The 16,978-nt window shown below is 40.7% G+C and carries 14 protein-coding genes; 4 read left to right on the top strand and 10 right to left on the bottom strand.

The genetic code is table 11. From position 1 onward, the window contains the following. Positions 1-21: 21 nt before the first annotated feature. Positions 22-999 carry a glycosyltransferase family 2 protein gene (locus O6P32_RS11690; protein ID WP_269878678.1) on the top strand — a complete coding sequence of 326 codons (978 nt, stop codon included), beginning with the start codon at positions 22-24 and terminating at the stop codon, positions 997-999. Here O6P32_RS11690 and O6P32_RS11685 read toward each other — a convergent pair. The 6 genes from O6P32_RS11685 to rfbA all read right to left on the bottom strand — a co-directional run bounded on the left by O6P32_RS11685 (position 991) and on the right by rfbA (position 8,057). Next, positions 991-1,995 carry a glycosyltransferase family 2 protein gene (locus tag O6P32_RS11685; protein ID WP_269878677.1) on the bottom strand — a complete coding sequence of 335 codons (1,005 nt, stop codon included), beginning with the start codon at positions 1,993-1,995 and terminating at the stop codon, positions 991-993. The two genes, O6P32_RS11690 and O6P32_RS11685, sit on opposite strands and share 9 nt — an antisense overlap. Before the next feature lie 440 nt (positions 1,996-2,435). Further along, complete coding sequence (locus tag O6P32_RS11680; RefSeq protein ID WP_269878676.1) at positions 2,436-4,268, bottom strand: ABC transporter ATP-binding protein; 1,833 nt, start codon at positions 4,266-4,268, stop codon at positions 2,436-2,438. 205 nt (positions 4,269-4,473) lie between these two features. Continuing rightward, complete coding sequence (locus O6P32_RS11675) at positions 4,474-5,619, bottom strand: dTDP-glucose 4,6-dehydratase (RefSeq protein ID WP_269878675.1); 1,146 nt, start codon at positions 5,617-5,619, stop codon at positions 4,474-4,476. Between the two features lie 24 nt (positions 5,620-5,643). Beyond that, positions 5,644-6,558, bottom strand: a complete 915-nt coding sequence (gene rfbD / locus O6P32_RS11670) for a dTDP-4-dehydrorhamnose reductase (protein ID WP_269878674.1) — start codon at positions 6,556-6,558, stop codon at positions 5,644-5,646. 19 nt (positions 6,559-6,577) lie between these two features. Further along, positions 6,578-7,150 carry a dTDP-4-dehydrorhamnose 3,5-epimerase gene (gene rfbC / locus O6P32_RS11665; RefSeq protein ID WP_178267100.1) on the bottom strand — a complete coding sequence of 191 codons (573 nt, stop codon included), beginning with the start codon at positions 7,148-7,150 and terminating at the stop codon, positions 6,578-6,580. Between the two features lies 1 nt (position 7,151). Then, positions 7,152-8,057 carry a glucose-1-phosphate thymidylyltransferase RfbA gene (rfbA, locus tag O6P32_RS11660; RefSeq protein ID WP_269878672.1) on the bottom strand — a complete coding sequence of 302 codons (906 nt, stop codon included), beginning with the start codon at positions 8,055-8,057 and terminating at the stop codon, positions 7,152-7,154. A gap of 384 nt (positions 8,058-8,441) precedes the next feature. Between rfbA and O6P32_RS11655 the strand changes: the two genes are divergently transcribed. Continuing rightward, positions 8,442-9,356: a lysophospholipid acyltransferase family protein gene (locus O6P32_RS11655; protein ID WP_269878731.1), complete on the top strand. Its 915-nt coding sequence runs from the start codon at positions 8,442-8,444 to the stop codon at positions 9,354-9,356. A gap of 62 nt (positions 9,357-9,418) precedes the next feature. Here O6P32_RS11655 and O6P32_RS11650 read toward each other — a convergent pair whose 3' ends face one another. Then, positions 9,419-10,780 carry a purple acid phosphatase family protein gene (locus O6P32_RS11650; protein WP_269878671.1) on the bottom strand — a complete coding sequence of 454 codons (1,362 nt, stop codon included), beginning with the start codon at positions 10,778-10,780 and terminating at the stop codon, positions 9,419-9,421. 109 nt (positions 10,781-10,889) lie between these two features. On the opposite strand from O6P32_RS11650, the gene O6P32_RS11645 reads away from it, so the two are divergent. Then, on the top strand, positions 10,890-12,854 hold the full coding sequence (locus O6P32_RS11645; RefSeq protein WP_269878669.1) for an LTA synthase family protein: 1,965 nt from the start codon (positions 10,890-10,892) through the stop codon (positions 12,852-12,854). 87 nt (positions 12,855-12,941) lie between these two features. Here the strand turns inward: O6P32_RS11645 and typA are convergent, their stop codons facing one another. Both typA and O6P32_RS11635 read right to left on the bottom strand, forming a co-directional pair. Next, positions 12,942-14,747, bottom strand: a complete 1,806-nt coding sequence (gene typA / locus O6P32_RS11640) for a translational GTPase TypA (protein WP_269878668.1) — start codon at positions 14,745-14,747, stop codon at positions 12,942-12,944. 103 nt (positions 14,748-14,850) lie between these two features. Next, complete coding sequence (locus O6P32_RS11635) at positions 14,851-15,627, bottom strand: hypothetical protein (protein WP_269878666.1); 777 nt, start codon at positions 15,625-15,627, stop codon at positions 14,851-14,853. Positions 15,628-15,806: 179 nt separating this feature from the next. Between O6P32_RS11635 and rpsO the strand changes: the two genes are divergently transcribed. Further along, the gene (rpsO, locus tag O6P32_RS11630; protein ID WP_178267093.1) at positions 15,807-16,076 is read left to right on the top strand and encodes a 30S ribosomal protein S15; all 270 of its coding nucleotides are present in this window, start codon (positions 15,807-15,809) and stop codon (positions 16,074-16,076) included. Between the two features lie 352 nt (positions 16,077-16,428). On the opposite strand, the gene O6P32_RS11625 is transcribed toward rpsO, so the two are convergent. Next, positions 16,429-16,908 carry an S-ribosylhomocysteine lyase gene (locus O6P32_RS11625; protein WP_178267092.1) on the bottom strand — a complete coding sequence of 160 codons (480 nt, stop codon included), beginning with the start codon at positions 16,906-16,908 and terminating at the stop codon, positions 16,429-16,431. Positions 16,909-16,978: the final 70 nt, after the last annotated feature.

The raw sequence follows: 16,978 nt of genomic DNA, 5'->3' as shown, positions 1-16,978 counted from the left end.
TTTTGTATAAAAATAATGTATATGGACAAGAAAACTCCAATTGTCAGCGTTGTTGTACCTAATTATAATTATGCGCGTTATCTGAACGAGCGTTTATTGTCTATTCTGAATCAGACATTTCAGGATTTCGAGCTGATTCTTTTAGATGATGCGTCTACAGACAATAGTGTGGAGGTATTGAACCAATATAAAGATAATCCTCATGTCTCCCATTTCGTAGTGAACGAGAAGAATACAGGAAGTCCTTTTAAACAATGGATGAAGGGTATTTCACTGGCAAAAGGAGAGTGGGTATGGATTGCAGAAGCAGACGATTTGTGTGAGCCTGACTTTTTGGAAACCTGTGTAGAGCAGGTGCAGAAATATTCCAATATATCTGTTTGTATGACAGCTTCAAAGTATATAGATGAAAAAGGTAGCATATTGCCGCAAGAAGCCAATTACTGGGGAAAGAAAAGGCTGGCTGTATCGGCTAGCAGATTTTCGGGTAAAGCTTATGCAGAGCATAATATGTATTGGAATTGTTGTGTTGCTAATGCCAGCGGAGTACTATTTCGCCGTTCTTATGCTATTAAACTATCAGATACTGCATTCTTAAGCATGAGATATAGTGGAGATTGGTATTTTTGGTTTCAAATGCTGTTGCATGGAGATATGATTGAGATCTATAAAAAATTGAATTATTTCCGTCAGCATACAGCAAAGGTAAGTGTAGAAGGAGTTAGTACGGGGAACCGGATAAAAGAGGATATTGATACCTATGTATTAATGGAACAGGCTTTCCCTGATATGAGTACTTACAAGCGTCGACTGGCTCATGGACAGCTTTATCGGAAAATAAAGAAGGTACGAAGTGTAGAGAAACAGACCGAACTTAGCCAGTATCTTTATGAGAAACTAGGAGGAAAAGCCTCAGACTTGAGACTTTTCCATATGAATAAATATTTAAGATGGGTATGTCCGTGGATAATCACGATTAAAAGAGACCGCTTATTCTAAAATACGGCTATATTTCAATGCTTTTTTCTTTTCTTTCTCTTCTGAAGAAATCATAGGCAAGAATCTTAAATGCCTATGTAGTTTATAGTACAAGTAGTTCTTCAGAAAAGAAGAATGGAGCATTTGCTGGTATTCTTTCTTTATTTTGTTTTGTATCGCTTTGTCCTTTAAATGTCTGATTATTCTTGCTTCTCGTCCATATTTCTGGCGAGATTTATCATATCCTATAGATGGAATTTTCTTTCGGATATAGAGAGCCACTTTGAGTGATTCTACTATATTTTGTCCGCTTGATATTCCTTTGGATGTTTGTGAGTTATGTATTCTGAAGTAATTCAGAATCTTATACACCTGTATGGCATTTCCTTGCAATACCATTTCGAACCAGAAAAGCCAGTCGCCACAATATCTCATTGTAGTCCATGTAGGGTCTTGAATACGCAGTGCATATTCTTTTCTGAATACAACTCCACTTGCATTGGGGACTTTATTCGACCAGTATAAAATGAATTCTGCAAATTTTTTACCGTCAAAACTGATGGCTGAAACCTGCTTTTCGTTTTTCTCCCATGTCTGGACAGCTCGGTTGATATTTTTGCCTTTACTGTCAATGTATACACTGCCTACATTACAGATTGAGGTATTTCCTTTATCCATTTCTATATAGCGCATACAAGTTTCCAAGAAGGTAGGTTCACATAAGTCGTCTGCCTCTGCAATCCATATCCATTCTCCTTTTGCCAGTGAAATACCTTTCATCCATTGTTTAAAAGGGCTTCCACTATTGTGCTCATTGATTATAATTTGTGAAACATGAGGATTATCTTGATATTTTTTCAAAACCTCTGCGCTGTTGTCTGTAGAGGCATCATCCAATAAAATCAATTCATAGTTTGTGTAAGTCTGATTTAAAATAGACGCAATGCGTTGATCCAAGAACTTTGCATAGTTATAGTTCGGTACTATGACACTTACTATAGGAATACTCTTGTTCATTTTTATGGTGTTATAATTATTTGAATACAAAGTTATATGATTTGAATGGTATTTATAAAGAATAATAGAAAAAATATGAAAAGACTGCATAAAAGAGTAAAAAAAATTACCTTTATTTTTCTTGTTATAATAATTCTGTTACTCATATTTTTCTATTGAGGTCGATTTATTTTGTTGAGGCTGTATGATTTAGATGATTATTTCTTCTTGTAGAGAGTCGGATTTTTGTGACTGTAATGGAAAGAAGATAGATTGTTTGGAGAATGTTGATAGTATTTGTGGAGGGAGAGGGGAGTGCTATTGTTGATATCGGATTTTGAAATCATTGATTACTTTTCCTTTTCAGATTGCTTTATATAATTTATCCTTCATGTACAATTTATAGCCGAATTGTACATGAAGGATAAAGGTATAATTTACAATAAGGGTAAGCGGGCTTGTTATAATGCTTGCATGTCGTGCAGGCGTTTGTAGTAGCCGTTCTTTTGAACTAGTTCGTCGTGTTTTCCGCTTTCTACAATACGACCTTCGTATAATACGTAAATGCGGTCAGCGTTCTTGATGGTAGAAAGGCGGTGGGCAATGGCGATGGTAGTACGTGTTTTCATCAGACGTTCCAATGCTTCTTGTACCAGACGTTCGCTTTCTGTATCAAGAGCAGAAGTGGCTTCATCCAATATTAGGATAGCTGGGTTCTTCAAGATGGCGCGGGCAATAGAGATGCGTTGGCGTTGTCCTCCTGATAGACGGCATCCGCGGTCTCCGATGTTGGTGTCGTATCCCTTTTCTGTTTCCATAATAAAGTCGTGTGCATTGGCTATTTTAGCTGCTTCTATCACCTGCTCCATGGTAGCATTTTCTACTCCGAAGGCAATATTATTGAAGAAGCTATCGTTGAACAGGATGGCTTCTTGATTTACGTTTCCTATCAGTCCGCGTAAATCCATAACTTGCACATCCTTGATATTGATGCCATCGATCAGGATTTCACCTTGCTGTACATCGTGAAAGCGAGGAACTAAGTCAACCAATGTAGATTTTCCTGAACCACTTTGTCCAACTAAAGCAATGGTTTCCCCTTTACGGACATGTAAGCTGACATCGTGTAATACTTCGTGGGTACCGTAACTGAAGGATATATGACGAAACTCCAGGCCCTCTTTCATTTCGTGAATATGAACTGCGTCCGGGCGTTCTACGATGTTATTGGGGGCTTTCAGAATCTTATCCACGCGTTCCATGGAAGCCAGCCCTCTTGGTATATTGTAGCTTGCTTTTGATAAATCTTTCAGAGGGTTAATAACACTGTAAAGAATTACCATGTAAAAAATGAAGGTAGATGCGTTGATTGTAGAACTTGCATTTAGGATAAGAGAGCCTCCAAACCAAAGAACAAGAACAATTAGTACGGTACCTAAAAATTCACTGACCGGATGTGCAAGACTTTGACGCATAGCGACTCTATTGACGGCATCACGATATTCATTACTGCATTTTACAAAGCGTTGTATCATTTTTTCTTCCGCAATAAAGGCCTTGATGATACGCATTCCTCCTAATGTTTCTTCTAATTGCGACATGGTTTCACTCCATTTGTTCTGTGCCTCTAAGGATTGGCGCTTTAGTTTTCTACCTACACGCCCCATTACCCATCCCATAGCAGGAAGTACAATAATGGTAAATAGTGTGAGTTGCCAACTGGTTATAACCAGAGTTGTGAAATAAGAAAGAATCAGGATAGGGTTCTTCAGTATCATGTCGAGTGAGCTGGTAATGGAGTTTTCAATCTCTCCTACGTCTCCACTCATACGGGCAATGATATCACCTTTGCGTTCCTCGGACAAGAAACTGAGTGGCAAATACATGACTTTTGAATAGACCATAATGCGGATATCACGTACTACTCCGGTACGCAAAGGAACCATAATGGCGGTAGAACCAAAATAACAGGCTGTCTTAAGAAGAGTCATTCCTGCCAGAAAGAGTCCTAACCATAATAGTGTAGTAGCTGGTCCAAATATCTCAATCAGTTGAGATACGTAATAATAGAAGTTATTGATGGCTACATCTTTTAGTTCGCCGCTTCCCCATTCCATATATTGATAGACCACTTGTGCATCACTTGTTTTAAATAAGATATTTAAAATAGGAATGAGAAGTGAGAAGGAGAATACATTGAATATAGCTGATAATATATTCAGTATGATAGCACCGAATACATATTTTTTGTAGGGCGAGATAAATCGCCGCATCATTTGGAAAAATTCTTTCATGTAGGAATTTTATTTATTCGTGATATAAGGTTACAAAGATAGTAAATTCTTTTGATGTATATAGTTACTTATGGTTTTGTAGGGCATTGTATAAGAATCATTCACTTCTTAAAACACTATTTTCTAGTGCTTGGATTAGTTAAAGAAGCCAGTATTTTAGTTTTTTCTTGTACTGGCTTCTTTTTGTTTGTTATGTGTATATAGTTTATTTTCCTTTATACATATCCTCATAATACTTCTGATAGTCACCCGAAGTCACATTATCCATCCATTCCTGGTTGTTCAGATACCAGCGTACAGTCTTTTCGATACCCTCTTCAAACTGCAGGCTTGGTTCCCATCCCAGTTCTTTCTGAAGCTTGGTGGAGTCGATGGCATAACGCATGTCGTGTCCCAGACGGTCGGTCACGTAGGTAATCAGATCCATATCTTCACCTTCTTTTCTGCCCAGAAGACGGTCTACAGTATTGATTACCACCTTGATGATGTCGATGTTTTTCCATTCATTGAAACCGCCGATGTTGTATGTTTCCGCAATCTTTCCGTTGTGGAAAATCACATCAATCGCACGTGCATGATCTTCTACAAACAGCCAGTCGCGCACGTTTTCTCCCTTACCGTATACCGGCAACGGCTTGCGGTGACGAATGTTGTTGATGAACAGCGGAATCAGCTTTTCAGGGAACTGATACGGTCCGTAGTTGTTCGAGCAGTTGGTTACGATAGTCGGCATACCGTATGTATCGTGGAATGCACGGACAAAATGGTCCGAACTTGCTTTCGAAGCCGAGTAGGGGCTGTGCGGATTATACTTGGTATCTTCGTAGAAGAAATCCTTACCGTATGCCAGGTGATGCTCCGAAGAAGAAGCCGTAGTAGTGAATGGAGGCTCGATACCTTCCGGATGTGTCATCTCCAGCGCACCGTACACCTCATCGGTAGAGATGTGGTAGAAACGTTTTCCCTTATATTTTTCAGGTAATCCTTCCCAGTACAGTTTGGCAGCCTGCAGCAGAGCCAGTGTACCCATTACATTGGTACGTGCAAAGGTAAACGGATCCTTGATACTGCGGTCTACATGGCTTTCTGCAGCCAGATGGATGATACCGTCCACATGATACTGCTGCATCAGTTCCATCATCTTGTCGAAGTCACAGATATCCGCCTTTACGAACACATAGTTCGGCTGGTTCTCGATATCCTTCAGATTGGCCAGGTTACCTGCATAAGTCAGTTTGTCCAGATTGATGATGCGATACTCCGGATACTTGTTTACAAACAGGCGTACCACATGGCTTCCGATAAATCCGGCACCGCCGGTTACGATAATATTGCGTTTAAATTGTTCCATAATTACTAGTCGTTTTTTGAATCGTTATTTTTTCAGCGTATCCATATTAGCCATACATACTTTCAGCGAATCTGTCCAGTATGGAATCTTCAGACCGAAAGTCTGTTTGATTTTTGTTTTGTCGAGTACCGAATATGCCGGTCTTGTCACCGGGCTTGGAAATTCATTGCTGTGACACGGCTGGATATCACATCCCGTATTTCCAGCCAGCTCTGCAATCCGTTTGGTAAAGTCGTACCACGAACATACCCCTTCGTTGCTGAAGTGGTAAATTCCCGTCTTGCTGTATCCCTGCTTGGGGTGTTCGGCAGCATAGTCATCCAGTACCGCCTTGATGGCTACAGCCAGATCCAGTGCATAGGTTGGAGTACCCGCCTGGTCGAACACCACATTCAGTGCCGGCTTGGTAGCAGTCAGGTTCAGCATGGTCTTCACGAAGTTTCTGCCGAACTCCGAGTACAGCCATGCCGTACGCAGAATCACATGGTCGCATCCGGTTGCTTCGATAAACTGTTCTCCCTCCAGCTTGGTCTGTCCGTATACACCGGTCGGTGTACCTTTCTGTTCTTCGCGGCAAGGTGTATTATACGGATCCCCTCCGAATACATAGTCGGTAGACACCTGTACCAGCAGTCCTCCTGCCTCCTTCATGGCTTCCGCCAGAATCCTGGGAGCTTCAGCATTCAGTTTCCGGCACAGCTCTACATCACTCTCTGCCTTGTCCACATTGGTATAAGCCGCACAGTTTACAATACAGTCAATCTTTTCCTTCTTCACCATCCCGTATACCGCATCGGCATCTGTCATGTCCAGCAAAGTTGTTTCCACACCTTCCGCTTCCACCACATCGGTAAACAGAAAGCGATATCCTGTATTTTTGCTTATGATACGCATTTCATGGCCCAGCTGACCGTTTGCGCCTGTCACTAAAATATTCATGATTGTTTCCTTCCTCTTATTATTTGTATAGATCTTCGTTGTAATCAAACAGCCAGTCGGCATCCTTCAGTCGGGGATGATGCTTGTCTTTTTCAGACAGAATCACCTTATCCGCCGGTACACCCCAGTCGATATTCAGGTCCGGATCATCCCATGCCAGTGCTCCTTCGCTCTGCGGTGCATAGAAGTTGTCGCACTTATACTGGAAAATCACTTCCGGAGTCAGTACACTGAAACCGTGTGCAAATCCGCGCGGGATGAAGAACTGGCGGTGATTCTCCTCAGTCAGTTCCACAGCCACATGCTTTCCGAAAGTCGGCGAACCCTTGCGGATGTCCACAGCCACATCCAGTACAGCCCCCTTGATGACACGCACCAGTTTGCTCTGTGCATAGGGCGGTTTCTGAAAGTGCAGTCCGCGCAGCACACCGTAACCCGATTTGCTTTCATTATCCTGTACAAACTTCACGGTACGTACCTGTTCGTTGAAGTTCCGTTCCGAGAACGATTCGAAGAAATACCCTCTGTCGTCTTTAAACAGGCGCGGTTCGATAATCACCACACCTTCTATATCCGTTTTAATTACATTCATATCAATCCAAGTTTTCTTTACCTGTGCGTTCCACTTCTTCAATCACTTTCAGCAGATATTGTCCGTACTGATTCTTCAGCATCGGCTGGGCTTCCTCACGCAGTTTGTCTGCAGTAATCCATCCCTTACGGAAAGCAATACCTTCCAGACACGCCACTTTCAGTCCCTGACGTTTCTCTATCACTTCAATGTAGGTAGAAGCTTCTGCCAGTGAGTCGTGTGTTCCCGTATCCAGCCATGCAAAACCACGTCCCAGAGTCTGTACCTTCAGTTCCCCGTCTTCCAGGAACCGCTGGTTCACAGTCGTAATTTCCAGCTCTCCGCGAGCCGATGGCTTGATACCTTTCGCTACTTCCACCACCTTGTTCGGGTAGAAATACAGTCCCACTACCGCATAGTTTGATTTCGGGTGAAGCGGCTTTTCCTCTATCGACAGACAGTTTCCGTCCTTGTCGAAGTCAGCCACCCCGTATCGTTCCGGATCGCTTACCCAGTAGCCGAATACGGTAGCTTTCTGTTCATCTTCTGCAGTGCGTACTGCTTCGTGCAGCATGGCGCTGAATCCATTCCCGTGGAAGATGTTGTCACCCAGCACCAGACAGGCCGAGTCGTTTCCAATGAATTTCTCCCCAATAATGAAAGCCTGTGCCAGACCGTCGGGAGAAGGCTGTTCTGCGTACTCAAAGCGTACACCGAAGTTGCTTCCGTCGCCCAGCAGACGCTGGAATCCCGGAAGATCCTGTGGTGTAGAGATAATCAGAATCTCGCGGATGCCGGCCAGCATCAATACAGAGATTGGATAGTAAATCATCGGTTTGTCAAAAACAGGGAGCATCTGTTTACTTACTCCCTTGGTGATAGGGTATAAACGTGTACCGCTACCGCCGGCTAAAACGATACCTTTCATAATATATTAGGATAAGAAAGAAAAGATTCAAATGATCCCTTTAAAATATATAGTATTTTCATATTTGATAAGGATAATGTTATTTCTATTTTACAAAGATATGATTTTGAATATATTCATGCAAATGAATCACTTTTCGTTTTTATACGGCTTTAATTATTGTGGTTCGTTTTTGTTAGAATGAATCAGATTTCTTAATCTTATGCTTTAATAGCATTAAATATCTTTACAGATTCCTTTTACTCTTATCGTTTAAATTATTCTGAGATAAAAAATGAATATTGAAAGAAGGAAAGAGTGGCTGTTTTTTCGCTATAGTCTCCTTGATTAGCATTGTATTTACATAATATTTTTTATTTTTGCATATCAATAAAAATTCCCCTAATGAAAATAGTATACTATATAATTTTTACTTTTTGGTATTTGTTGTCTTTATTGCCATTAAAAGTCTTATATGTTTTTTCAGATCTATTGTTTTTTCCTCTTTATTATGGGGTAAAATATCGACGGGATATTGTACATCGGAATATAGCGGATTCTTTCCCAGAAAAAAGTGAAAAAGAAATTTTACAAATCGAAAAGCGATTTTATCATTTTTTCTGCGATTACATATTAGAAACCATTAAACTCTTTTCTATGTCGAAAAAGCAAATGATGAAGCGAATGACGTTTAGTGGATTGGATAAAGTAAAACAAACTTTGGAAAAAGAAAATAAAAAGTGCTGTTTTATTTATTTGGGACATTATTGTAATTGGGAATATGTGGCTTCTTTGCAATATTGGTTACCGGAAATACATTGTGGTCAAATTTATCATCCTTTGTATAATAAGGCGTTCGATAAATTATTTCTTCGTTTAAGAGGAAAATTTGGGGGGGAATCTATTCCGATGAAAGAAACCTTACGTCGGTTGATAACCCTTAGTAAAGGAGAAAAGAAGATTATGATTGGTTTTATCTCCGATCAGGCTCCGGGATGGGAGGGGATGGATCATTGGACTACCTTCTTGCATCGTGATACTGCTTTTTTTCAAGGAACGGAACGTATCGGGCGCAAATTGGATGCAGCGGTTTATTATTTGAAAGTGGTACCGGTAAAGAGAGGATATTATCATGCCACTTTTGAATTGTTGACATTACATCCTGAAGAGTTACCTCAGTACCGTTTGACTGATATGTATTCCGAACATCTTGAACAACAAATAAAAGAAAATCCTGCCTACTGGCTATGGAGTCATAACCGTTGGAAACGGACGAAAGAAGCTTGGCTGAAAATGTCATGGAATACTCAAAAGCCATAAGAAAAACTATTCTTATGGCTTTTGAGTCAGCAGTATGCAGCTCCCAAAGAGCTGCATAACCTTTATTCAATACCTTTTCTATGCTTATATTCCTCAATACGCATACGGAAAGCTTCCTCTTTCTTGCTTCCATTGGATTGGAATATCAGTTTTTCCGGAATGTTTTGTCCTCTATTGTTAAGTTTAATATTTCCTTTATCCGACTTAATAATATCCACAGAGTCGTATAAACTGTTATCTATTGCATCGTATGCATTCATGGTTAAAGTATCTCCATGTATACGTATTTGTTGATAATAACGGCTACCTGTGCCAAATTTATCAAAGCGTTTGTCAAATTGAATATAGTAGTTTTTGGGAGAACAATGACTTACAGTATAGACAGGAGGAGTCGCATCCCCATTATCTGCATGATTTGTCATACGGGCATAAGCATGTTCATGACCTTGCAGAACCAGATCTACTCCATATTGTTCTACTAAAGAGTTAAACATTAGTCGTTGAGAGAGGTTATTCATCTCTCCTTTGATAGAGTATAACGGATGATGCAAAATAACGATTTTCCAGCGCGCCGTACTTTTTTTCAACTCCTTTTCCAGCCATTGTTTCTGTGTCCACAGGTATAAAAACTCACGGTTACTGTCGAGACAGAATAATTGCATATCATTGTATTTTAATGTATAAACCTGATTTTCTCCTATCATAGAATCAAGAAAATAAGAAAAAACCAGTGAGAAGCGGCGCTCTAGTTTACGAATGACGTATTTCAGGTAATCATGATTCCCTGTGACAGTAAGCACTGGGTAACATTGTCCGATAGAGTCTAGTCCACGATATGTTTCTTCCCAGCGCTGTTCGGTAGGGCGTTCGGTTAAGTCTCCTCCAAATACAAGGAATTCAGTATCCGAGTGTTGTTGGAAAGCTTCTTTGAAAAAAGTATTAGCTTTTCCGTTAATACTATCCTGTACGTCCCCTACGTAAAGGAAAGAATAGTCGTTGCGGGTAGAAGAATTGTATGTACGGAAATGATACCACGGAGATACATTATCTTCATTACAAACCCGATAAGTATAATAGTGATCTGGCTGTAAAGAGCGAAGCCTTGCCACATAATAAGCAGCTTGTCCACTTCGAGAACGGAATATTTCTCCCTGTGCCGGAATACGAATGGTATCTTTACAGAGTGTATCCACCAAATCAACGTGTGAAGGAACAACGATTGAGTCGTATTGCCAGCTGATGTTGCGTGAAAGTTCGTTATTATCACCGAATGTGAGTAATACTCTTCCCGGTTGATTAAGGGGAGAATAAGGTGCCTCTTCTTCATTATGAAACCAAGCACTCCAGCGCGAATTTATCCAAAATCCAAGTCCTAATAAAATAATAAATGTAATGCTTAGTTTAATGAGCGTTTTCTTTTTCATCTTATAATTGATTTGGGGGTATGATACAAAGATAGCTAATTTAAAATAAGAGCTTAGCTTCTTTTGGAAAATTATAGCTAACTTTGCCACTCACAACAAAGTATCAATCATGAAAAAGATTCTGTTTTCCAATGTTTTTTCTTTAGTTTGGAACCTTTTTTTGGTGTATATATGCTATTCTTTATGCCGTCTTGCTTTTTTGCTTGAGAATTTTCGCTTGTTCGCCGGTCATTTAGACTGGGGCTATGCCTTGAGTTTGTTTGGAGCCGGTTTGATATTCGATACTTCGGCTATTTTATATACCAATGCCTTGTTCATTCTTCTTTTTCTGCTGCCTTTACACTGGAAAGAAACAAAATCATTTTATCGTATCGTACGTGGAATATATGTAACAGTCAACGGTCTTTTTTTAGCCATAAATCTCATCGACTGCGTATACTTCCGTTTCGCCGGCCGGCGTACCACAATGAGTGTATTTCAGGAATTCGGCAATGAGGGAGGAGGCAATCTGACCTCTATATTTGCCACTGAGTTTCTTTCACACTGGTATCTGGTTTTGTTAGCTGTTCTTCTTTTTTACAGCCTGTATAAACTGTATCGTGCTCCTCAGAACATTCCTGTATATAGCAAATGGCAATATTATGTTGTACAATTAGCTGCATTGCTGGTAGCTATACCTTTTACTGTATTTGGTATGAGAGGTGGAATGACTACTGCTACTCGTCCGATAACCATTAGTAATGCCAATCAGTATGTAAACCGTCCGTTGGATGCCGGTATCGTACTGAATACGCCGTTCTCTGTGTTCCGTACATTGGGAAAGAGAGCATTTGTAATTCCCGACTATCTTTCCGAACAAGAAGCAACAGCTTTGTATTCGCCTGTGCATGTACCAGGGGATTCGGTACAGTTCAAGCCGATGAATGTCGTGGTAATTATTTGGGAAAGCTTTACCAAAGAATTTGTCGGTAGCTTGAATTCCGGACTTGAAGGCGGAAAATATAAAGGATATACACCTTTTATTGATTCACTGCTGACCAAGAGTCTGACTTTTACCCATACATATGCCAATGGTCGTAAGAGCATTGAAGGTATGCCTTCGGTTCTGTCGTCCATTCCCAGCTTTGTAGAGCCTTTTTTCCTTACTCCTGCCTCATTGAATGATGTCTCGGGAGTTGCAGGCGAGCTGACCAAACATAAAGGATACTATTCTGCATTCTTCCATGGTGCCATGAATGGTTCGATGGGGTTCCAGGCATTTGCGCGTTCTACCGGTTTTCAGGATTATTTTGGCCGTACAGAATATAATGAAGATCCACGTTATAATGGTGATAAGGATTTTGATGGAACATGGGCTATTTGGGATGAAGAGTTTTTGCAATATTATTGTGATAAAATGACCGAATTTAAAGAGCCTTTTGTAACCTCTGTTTTTACAGCAAGCTCGCACCATCCGTTTGCCGTACCGGCGCGCTATGAGGGCAAGTTTCCGGAAGGACCAACTCCACTTCAGCGTTGTATAGGTTATACAGACAATGCTTTACGGCTTTTCTTTGAAAAGGCATCCCGTCAGCCTTGGTTTAAAAATACGTTGTTTGTGATTACGGCAGACCATACCAGTCTGGGAACCTATCCCGAGTACCTGACCGATCTGGGAATGTATAGTGTACCAATCTTATTTTATGCACCCGGAATGCCCGAACTTTGTGGTATGGAAGATAAGATTGTAGAGCAAATAGACATTATGCCTACTGTATTAGGAATATTGGGATACGACAGACCGTATATATGCTTTGGCCAGGATGCAATCTGTACCCCTGCCGAGGATAAGTTTGCTGTCAACAATCTGCTGGGAACCAATATCTATCAGTTTGTAAAGGGAGATTATCTGATTCAATTCGATGGTGAACAGGTTACAAAAGCCTATCTGTATCGTACAGACTCTCTGCTGAAGGAGGATGTAAAAAATAGTATGCCACAAGAAATACTTCAATCTATGGAAAAGCAGTTGAAATCCATTATTCAGCAATATATGCAACGGATGAATACGAATGGTTTGGTATACAAAGAATAAATATAGTTTAAAAAAGCAGAAAGCCAACTAATCTTTTGATTAGTTGGCTTTCTGCTTTTTTGTATTTCTCGAATATGTTTTGATGAATTAGTTGTTTTTATTAGCACGTTTACGTTCTATTTCATCCAAGATTACTTTACGCATACGCATGCTTTTCGGAGTTACTTCTACGTATTCATCTTCCTTGATATATTCCAGTGCTTCTTCCAAAGAGAAAATAACCGGTGGAATAATACGAGCTTTATCATCCGAACCTGAAGCACGCATGTTGGTAAGTTTCTTCGATTTGGTTACGTTGATTACCAAGTCGTTTTCGTGAACGTGTTCACCTACTACCTGACCGGCATATACTTCGTCTTGCGGATAGATAAAGAACTTACCACGATCCTGCAACTTATCAATAGCATACGCAAAGGCTGTTCCGCTTTCCATTGCAATCATTGAACCGTTTGTACGGCGAGGAATATCTCCCTTGAACGGCTGATATTCTTTGAAGCGGTGTGCCATGATAGCTTCTCCTTGTGAAGCAGTCAGGACGTTAGTACGCAGACCGATGATACCACGTGAAGGCATGTCGAATTCAATGTTGACACGGTCGCCCTGAGTTTCCATTGATACCATTTCACCTTTACGGCGAGTTACCATATCAATCATCTTGCTGGCGAACTCTTCGGGTACGCTGATAGTCAGCTCTTCAATCGGTTCGCATTTTACACCGTCTATTTCCTTGAAGATAACCTGTGGCTGACCTACCTGAAGTTCGTATCCTTCACGGCGCATGGTTTCAATCAATACAGACAGGTGAAGCACACCACGTCCCGATACAATCCATTTTCCGTCTTCGTTTTCTGTTTTGCGTACACGCAACGCCAGGTTTTTGTCCAATTCTTTCATCAGACGGTCATGAATATGGCGTGAAGTTACAAACTTACCTTCCTTACCAAAGAACGGAGAGTCGTTGATTGTAAAGAGCATGCTCATGGTCGGTTCGTCGATGGCAATCGGTGGCAATGCTTCCGGATTTTCGAAATCACAGATTGTATCACCGATTTCAAATCCTTCCACACCTACGATAGCACAAATATCACCCGAAGAAACCGATTCCACTTTCTTGCGTCCTAATCCTTCGAAAGTATGTACTTCCTTGATTTTCGATTTTACCATCGAACCATCACGTTTTGCCAATGTAATGTTCATACCTTCTTTCAAGGTTCCTCTGTGTACACGTCCTACGGCAATACGTCCGGTATACGAAGAGTAATCCAATGATGTAATCAACATTTGTGGAGTACCTTCCAACTGTTTTGGAGCAGGAATATATTTGATGATAGCATCCAGCAGAGGGGTAATGGTACCGGTTGGAGTCTTCCAGTCTTCGCCCATCCAGTTATTCTTTGCAGAACCGTATACTACCGGGAAGTCGAGCTGGTCTTCTGTAGCGTTCAAACTGAACATCAGATCGAATACCATTTCGTATACTTCTTCCGGACGGCAGTTCGGTTTATCTACCTTGTTTACAACCACAATTGGTTTCAAGCCAATTTGTAATGCTTTTTGCAGCACAAAACGGGTCTGTGGCATAGGACCTTCGAATGCATCTACCAACAGAATACATCCGTCTGCCATATTCAATACACGTTCTACTTCACCTCCGAAGTCGGCGTGTCCCGGAGTATCGATGATATTAATTTTTGTACCCTTGTAATTGATGGATACGTTTTTAGAAAGGATTGTAATCCCTCTTTCGCGTTCCAGATCGTTGTTATCCAGCACCAATTCACCATTGGTTTGGTCATTGCGGAATAAGTGTCCCGCCAGCATCATTTTGTCCACCAGTGTAGTCTTTCCATGGTCTACGTGGGCAATAATGGCAATGTTTCTAATGTCTTGCATACTATACCTATATATTTGGTCGCAAATTTACGATTTTTTCTTCAATAATTATAGTGAAAATCTTGATTTTGGGCGAATAAAGTTTATGGAGTATGTTTACTTACTATGGAAACTTTATACTGTTGGTTGTGTCAATTCCTTTGCTTTTTAAAATCTCTACTATTTCGTCGATGCAACATTTTTCTATCCAGTCGGTGGCGAAAACGTGGTAGGTGAAATCTTTGTCGATGAATTCTATGTCTAAAGGTGGGTCGCGTCTGGCCGTTGCTCTGATATCGAAGTTCAGTTTCCGGATATCATCGTATGCAAAAACATGGCTGTGGAATACTCCTTTCAATATCATGTGATGGGAATCCAGTATCAGGTAATGTTGGACTAAGAAAGTCATGTATATCATAAAGAATAGGCTTAAAACCGTGAATCCGATTGTGAAAATGGTAATATAATAAGTGACAAGAGTGTGGATGTTGGGTAAAGCATATATCATGGATAACAGCAAAATAAGGATCCATACCATACCCTGTACGGAAAAAGACATGTACTTGGAGTATCGGTGGTAAGTGCGGGAAGAAACCGGTGCATCTGATACCGTCTGCAAGGGCTGATAGTTAGTGAACGGAATAGCATGCTGTTTTAACAGCTGGAGAATGGCCGTAGCTTTGTGGGCTTGAAAAGGAGCAAGCTGGATGGCACGTACAAAACCGGATTGAAGGGTGAAAATGAAAATGCCTGTTCCACCTAAATTGTGCCAATAAGGTTTACAGCGCCTGGCTCGGATTTTATAAGGTTGCATGAAAGTAAAGCTGGCAATATCTTCTATCTTGATGCCTTTTTTCAGAAGATAAAGTTCTGTTTTATGGAGAGAAATATCTGTATACATATACTTATTATTGGGCATGTTTTTGCTTTGAAAACAATTTGTAGATGTAAAGGTAGTGGATAATGGAATAGCTTATTCTCTTTTTATTAATATTTTTGGGCTTAACTCATTGTTATTTGGAAGATTATCTTTACCTTTGCACCGCAAATCAAATTTATACATTTTAAAAAGTCAAAATTATGTATTTAGACGCAGCTAAAAAACAAGAAATCTTTGGAAAGTACGGAAAGTCTAACACTGATACTGGCTCACCTGAAGCGCAGATAGCATTGTTTTCATACCGTATTTCTCACCTGACTGAGCACATGAAGCTCAACAGAAAAGATTATAGCACTGAAAGAGCTCTGACAACTTTGGTAGGTAAGCGTCGTTCTTTGCTGGACTACCTGAAGCGCCGCGATATCGAAAGATACCGTGCTATTGTAAAAGAACTCGGTCTGCGTAAGTAATCCGTTACTTGCTGCAAACAAACACAAAAGTCCTGCTTTTCTTACAAAGGAAGGCAGGACTTTTTGTTTATCCCCCAAGGGAGAGTGATATTTTTTGTGATTAGTCATCCGGCTTTATGTGTCGGGACATGCCGTTACATTGCCGTCGTCGGCTGTATGAACCGCGTTGTCGATTGTACGGACGACGACGTTGGTTGTGCAGCCGACGTCGTCGGATAAAGAACACAACAGTTGCTTTATGGTTTTATTGCTATAATCCCAAGCAACGGATATATACTTGAAAATCCTTGCCTGTCATAGTATAAAATATGACAGACAAGGATTTTTCAACAATATGTGTATAACTTTCGGTTTACTGTGGGTATTGCAGATTGGCCTCTGTAGCCTGCTCCAGTACTTCGTGCAGGTATTTGGCCGCTTCCCACTTAGCCATCGGCAGATTCATCATGAGATAATTTCCGCAATCTCTGGCTGTAGCTCCGGGTACATCTCCTTCAAATTCGGCAATGAAGCGGAAGGTTTCCTGCATCAGTGGAAGAATATCTTTCGATTCGAGTTCACCTTTCATTACCAGATAATTGCCGGTAAGACATCCCATAGGCCCCCAGTAGATAATCTTGTCTGCCCATACCGGATGGTTGCGCAGGAACGTAGCTGCCAGGTGCTCCATCGTGTGGATGGCAGAAGGACTCAGAGCCGGTTCACGGTTGGGCTCTTTCATACGGATATCGAAGGTAGTTACAATTTCATTGCCTACCTCATCCCGACGAGACACATAAATACCACGCAACAGGTGGATATGGTCGATGGTAAAGCTTGGAATCTTCTTCATATGTTTTTTTGAGTTTTTGAGTTCTTTAGTTTTTGAGTTTGTTTGAACTTTTGAATTTTTGGGTTTCATT

It is taken from the genome of Phocaeicola acetigenes (assembly GCF_027529745.1).
Lineage (GTDB): Bacteria > Bacteroidota > Bacteroidia > Bacteroidales > Bacteroidaceae > Phocaeicola > Phocaeicola acetigenes.
Note: the sequence above shows the minus strand (reverse complement) of the source record. Positions and strands in the feature narration are given on the sequence as shown.

What these genes read in the sequence shown, in the direction of transcription:
- O6P32_RS11685 (WP_269878677.1), bottom strand. Translation starts at nt 1,995, where the DNA reads ATGAACAAGAGTATTCCTATAGTAAGTGTCATAGTACCGAACTATAAC.
- O6P32_RS11655 (WP_269878731.1), top strand. Translation starts at nt 8,442, where the DNA reads ATGAAAATAGTATACTATATAATTTTTACTTTTTGGTATTTGTTGTCT.
- O6P32_RS11625 (WP_178267092.1), bottom strand. Translation starts at nt 16,908, where the DNA reads ATGAAGAAGATTCCAAGCTTTACCATCGACCATATCCACCTGTTGCGT.
- O6P32_RS11635 (WP_269878666.1), bottom strand. Translation starts at nt 15,627, where the DNA reads ATGTATACAGATATTTCTCTCCATAAAACAGAACTTTATCTTCTGAAA.
- rfbC (WP_178267100.1), bottom strand. Translation starts at nt 7,150, where the DNA reads ATGAATGTAATTAAAACGGATATAGAAGGTGTGGTGATTATCGAACCG.
- O6P32_RS11650 (WP_269878671.1), bottom strand. Translation starts at nt 10,780, where the DNA reads ATGAAAAAGAAAACGCTCATTAAACTAAGCATTACATTTATTATTTTA.
- O6P32_RS11680 (WP_269878676.1), bottom strand. Translation starts at nt 4,268, where the DNA reads ATGAAAGAATTTTTCCAAATGATGCGGCGATTTATCTCGCCCTACAAA.
- rfbA (WP_269878672.1), bottom strand. Translation starts at nt 8,057, where the DNA reads ATGAAAGGTATCGTTTTAGCCGGCGGTAGCGGTACACGTTTATACCCT.
- O6P32_RS11645 (WP_269878669.1), top strand. Translation starts at nt 10,890, where the DNA reads ATGAAAAAGATTCTGTTTTCCAATGTTTTTTCTTTAGTTTGGAACCTT.
- typA (WP_269878668.1), bottom strand. Translation starts at nt 14,747, where the DNA reads ATGCAAGACATTAGAAACATTGCCATTATTGCCCACGTAGACCATGGA.
- rpsO (WP_178267093.1), top strand. Translation starts at nt 15,807, where the DNA reads ATGTATTTAGACGCAGCTAAAAAACAAGAAATCTTTGGAAAGTACGGA.
- O6P32_RS11690 (WP_269878678.1), top strand. Translation starts at nt 22, where the DNA reads ATGGACAAGAAAACTCCAATTGTCAGCGTTGTTGTACCTAATTATAAT.
- O6P32_RS11675 (WP_269878675.1), bottom strand. Translation starts at nt 5,619, where the DNA reads ATGGAACAATTTAAACGCAATATTATCGTAACCGGCGGTGCCGGATTT.
- rfbD (WP_269878674.1), bottom strand. Translation starts at nt 6,558, where the DNA reads ATGAATATTTTAGTGACAGGCGCAAACGGTCAGCTGGGCCATGAAATG.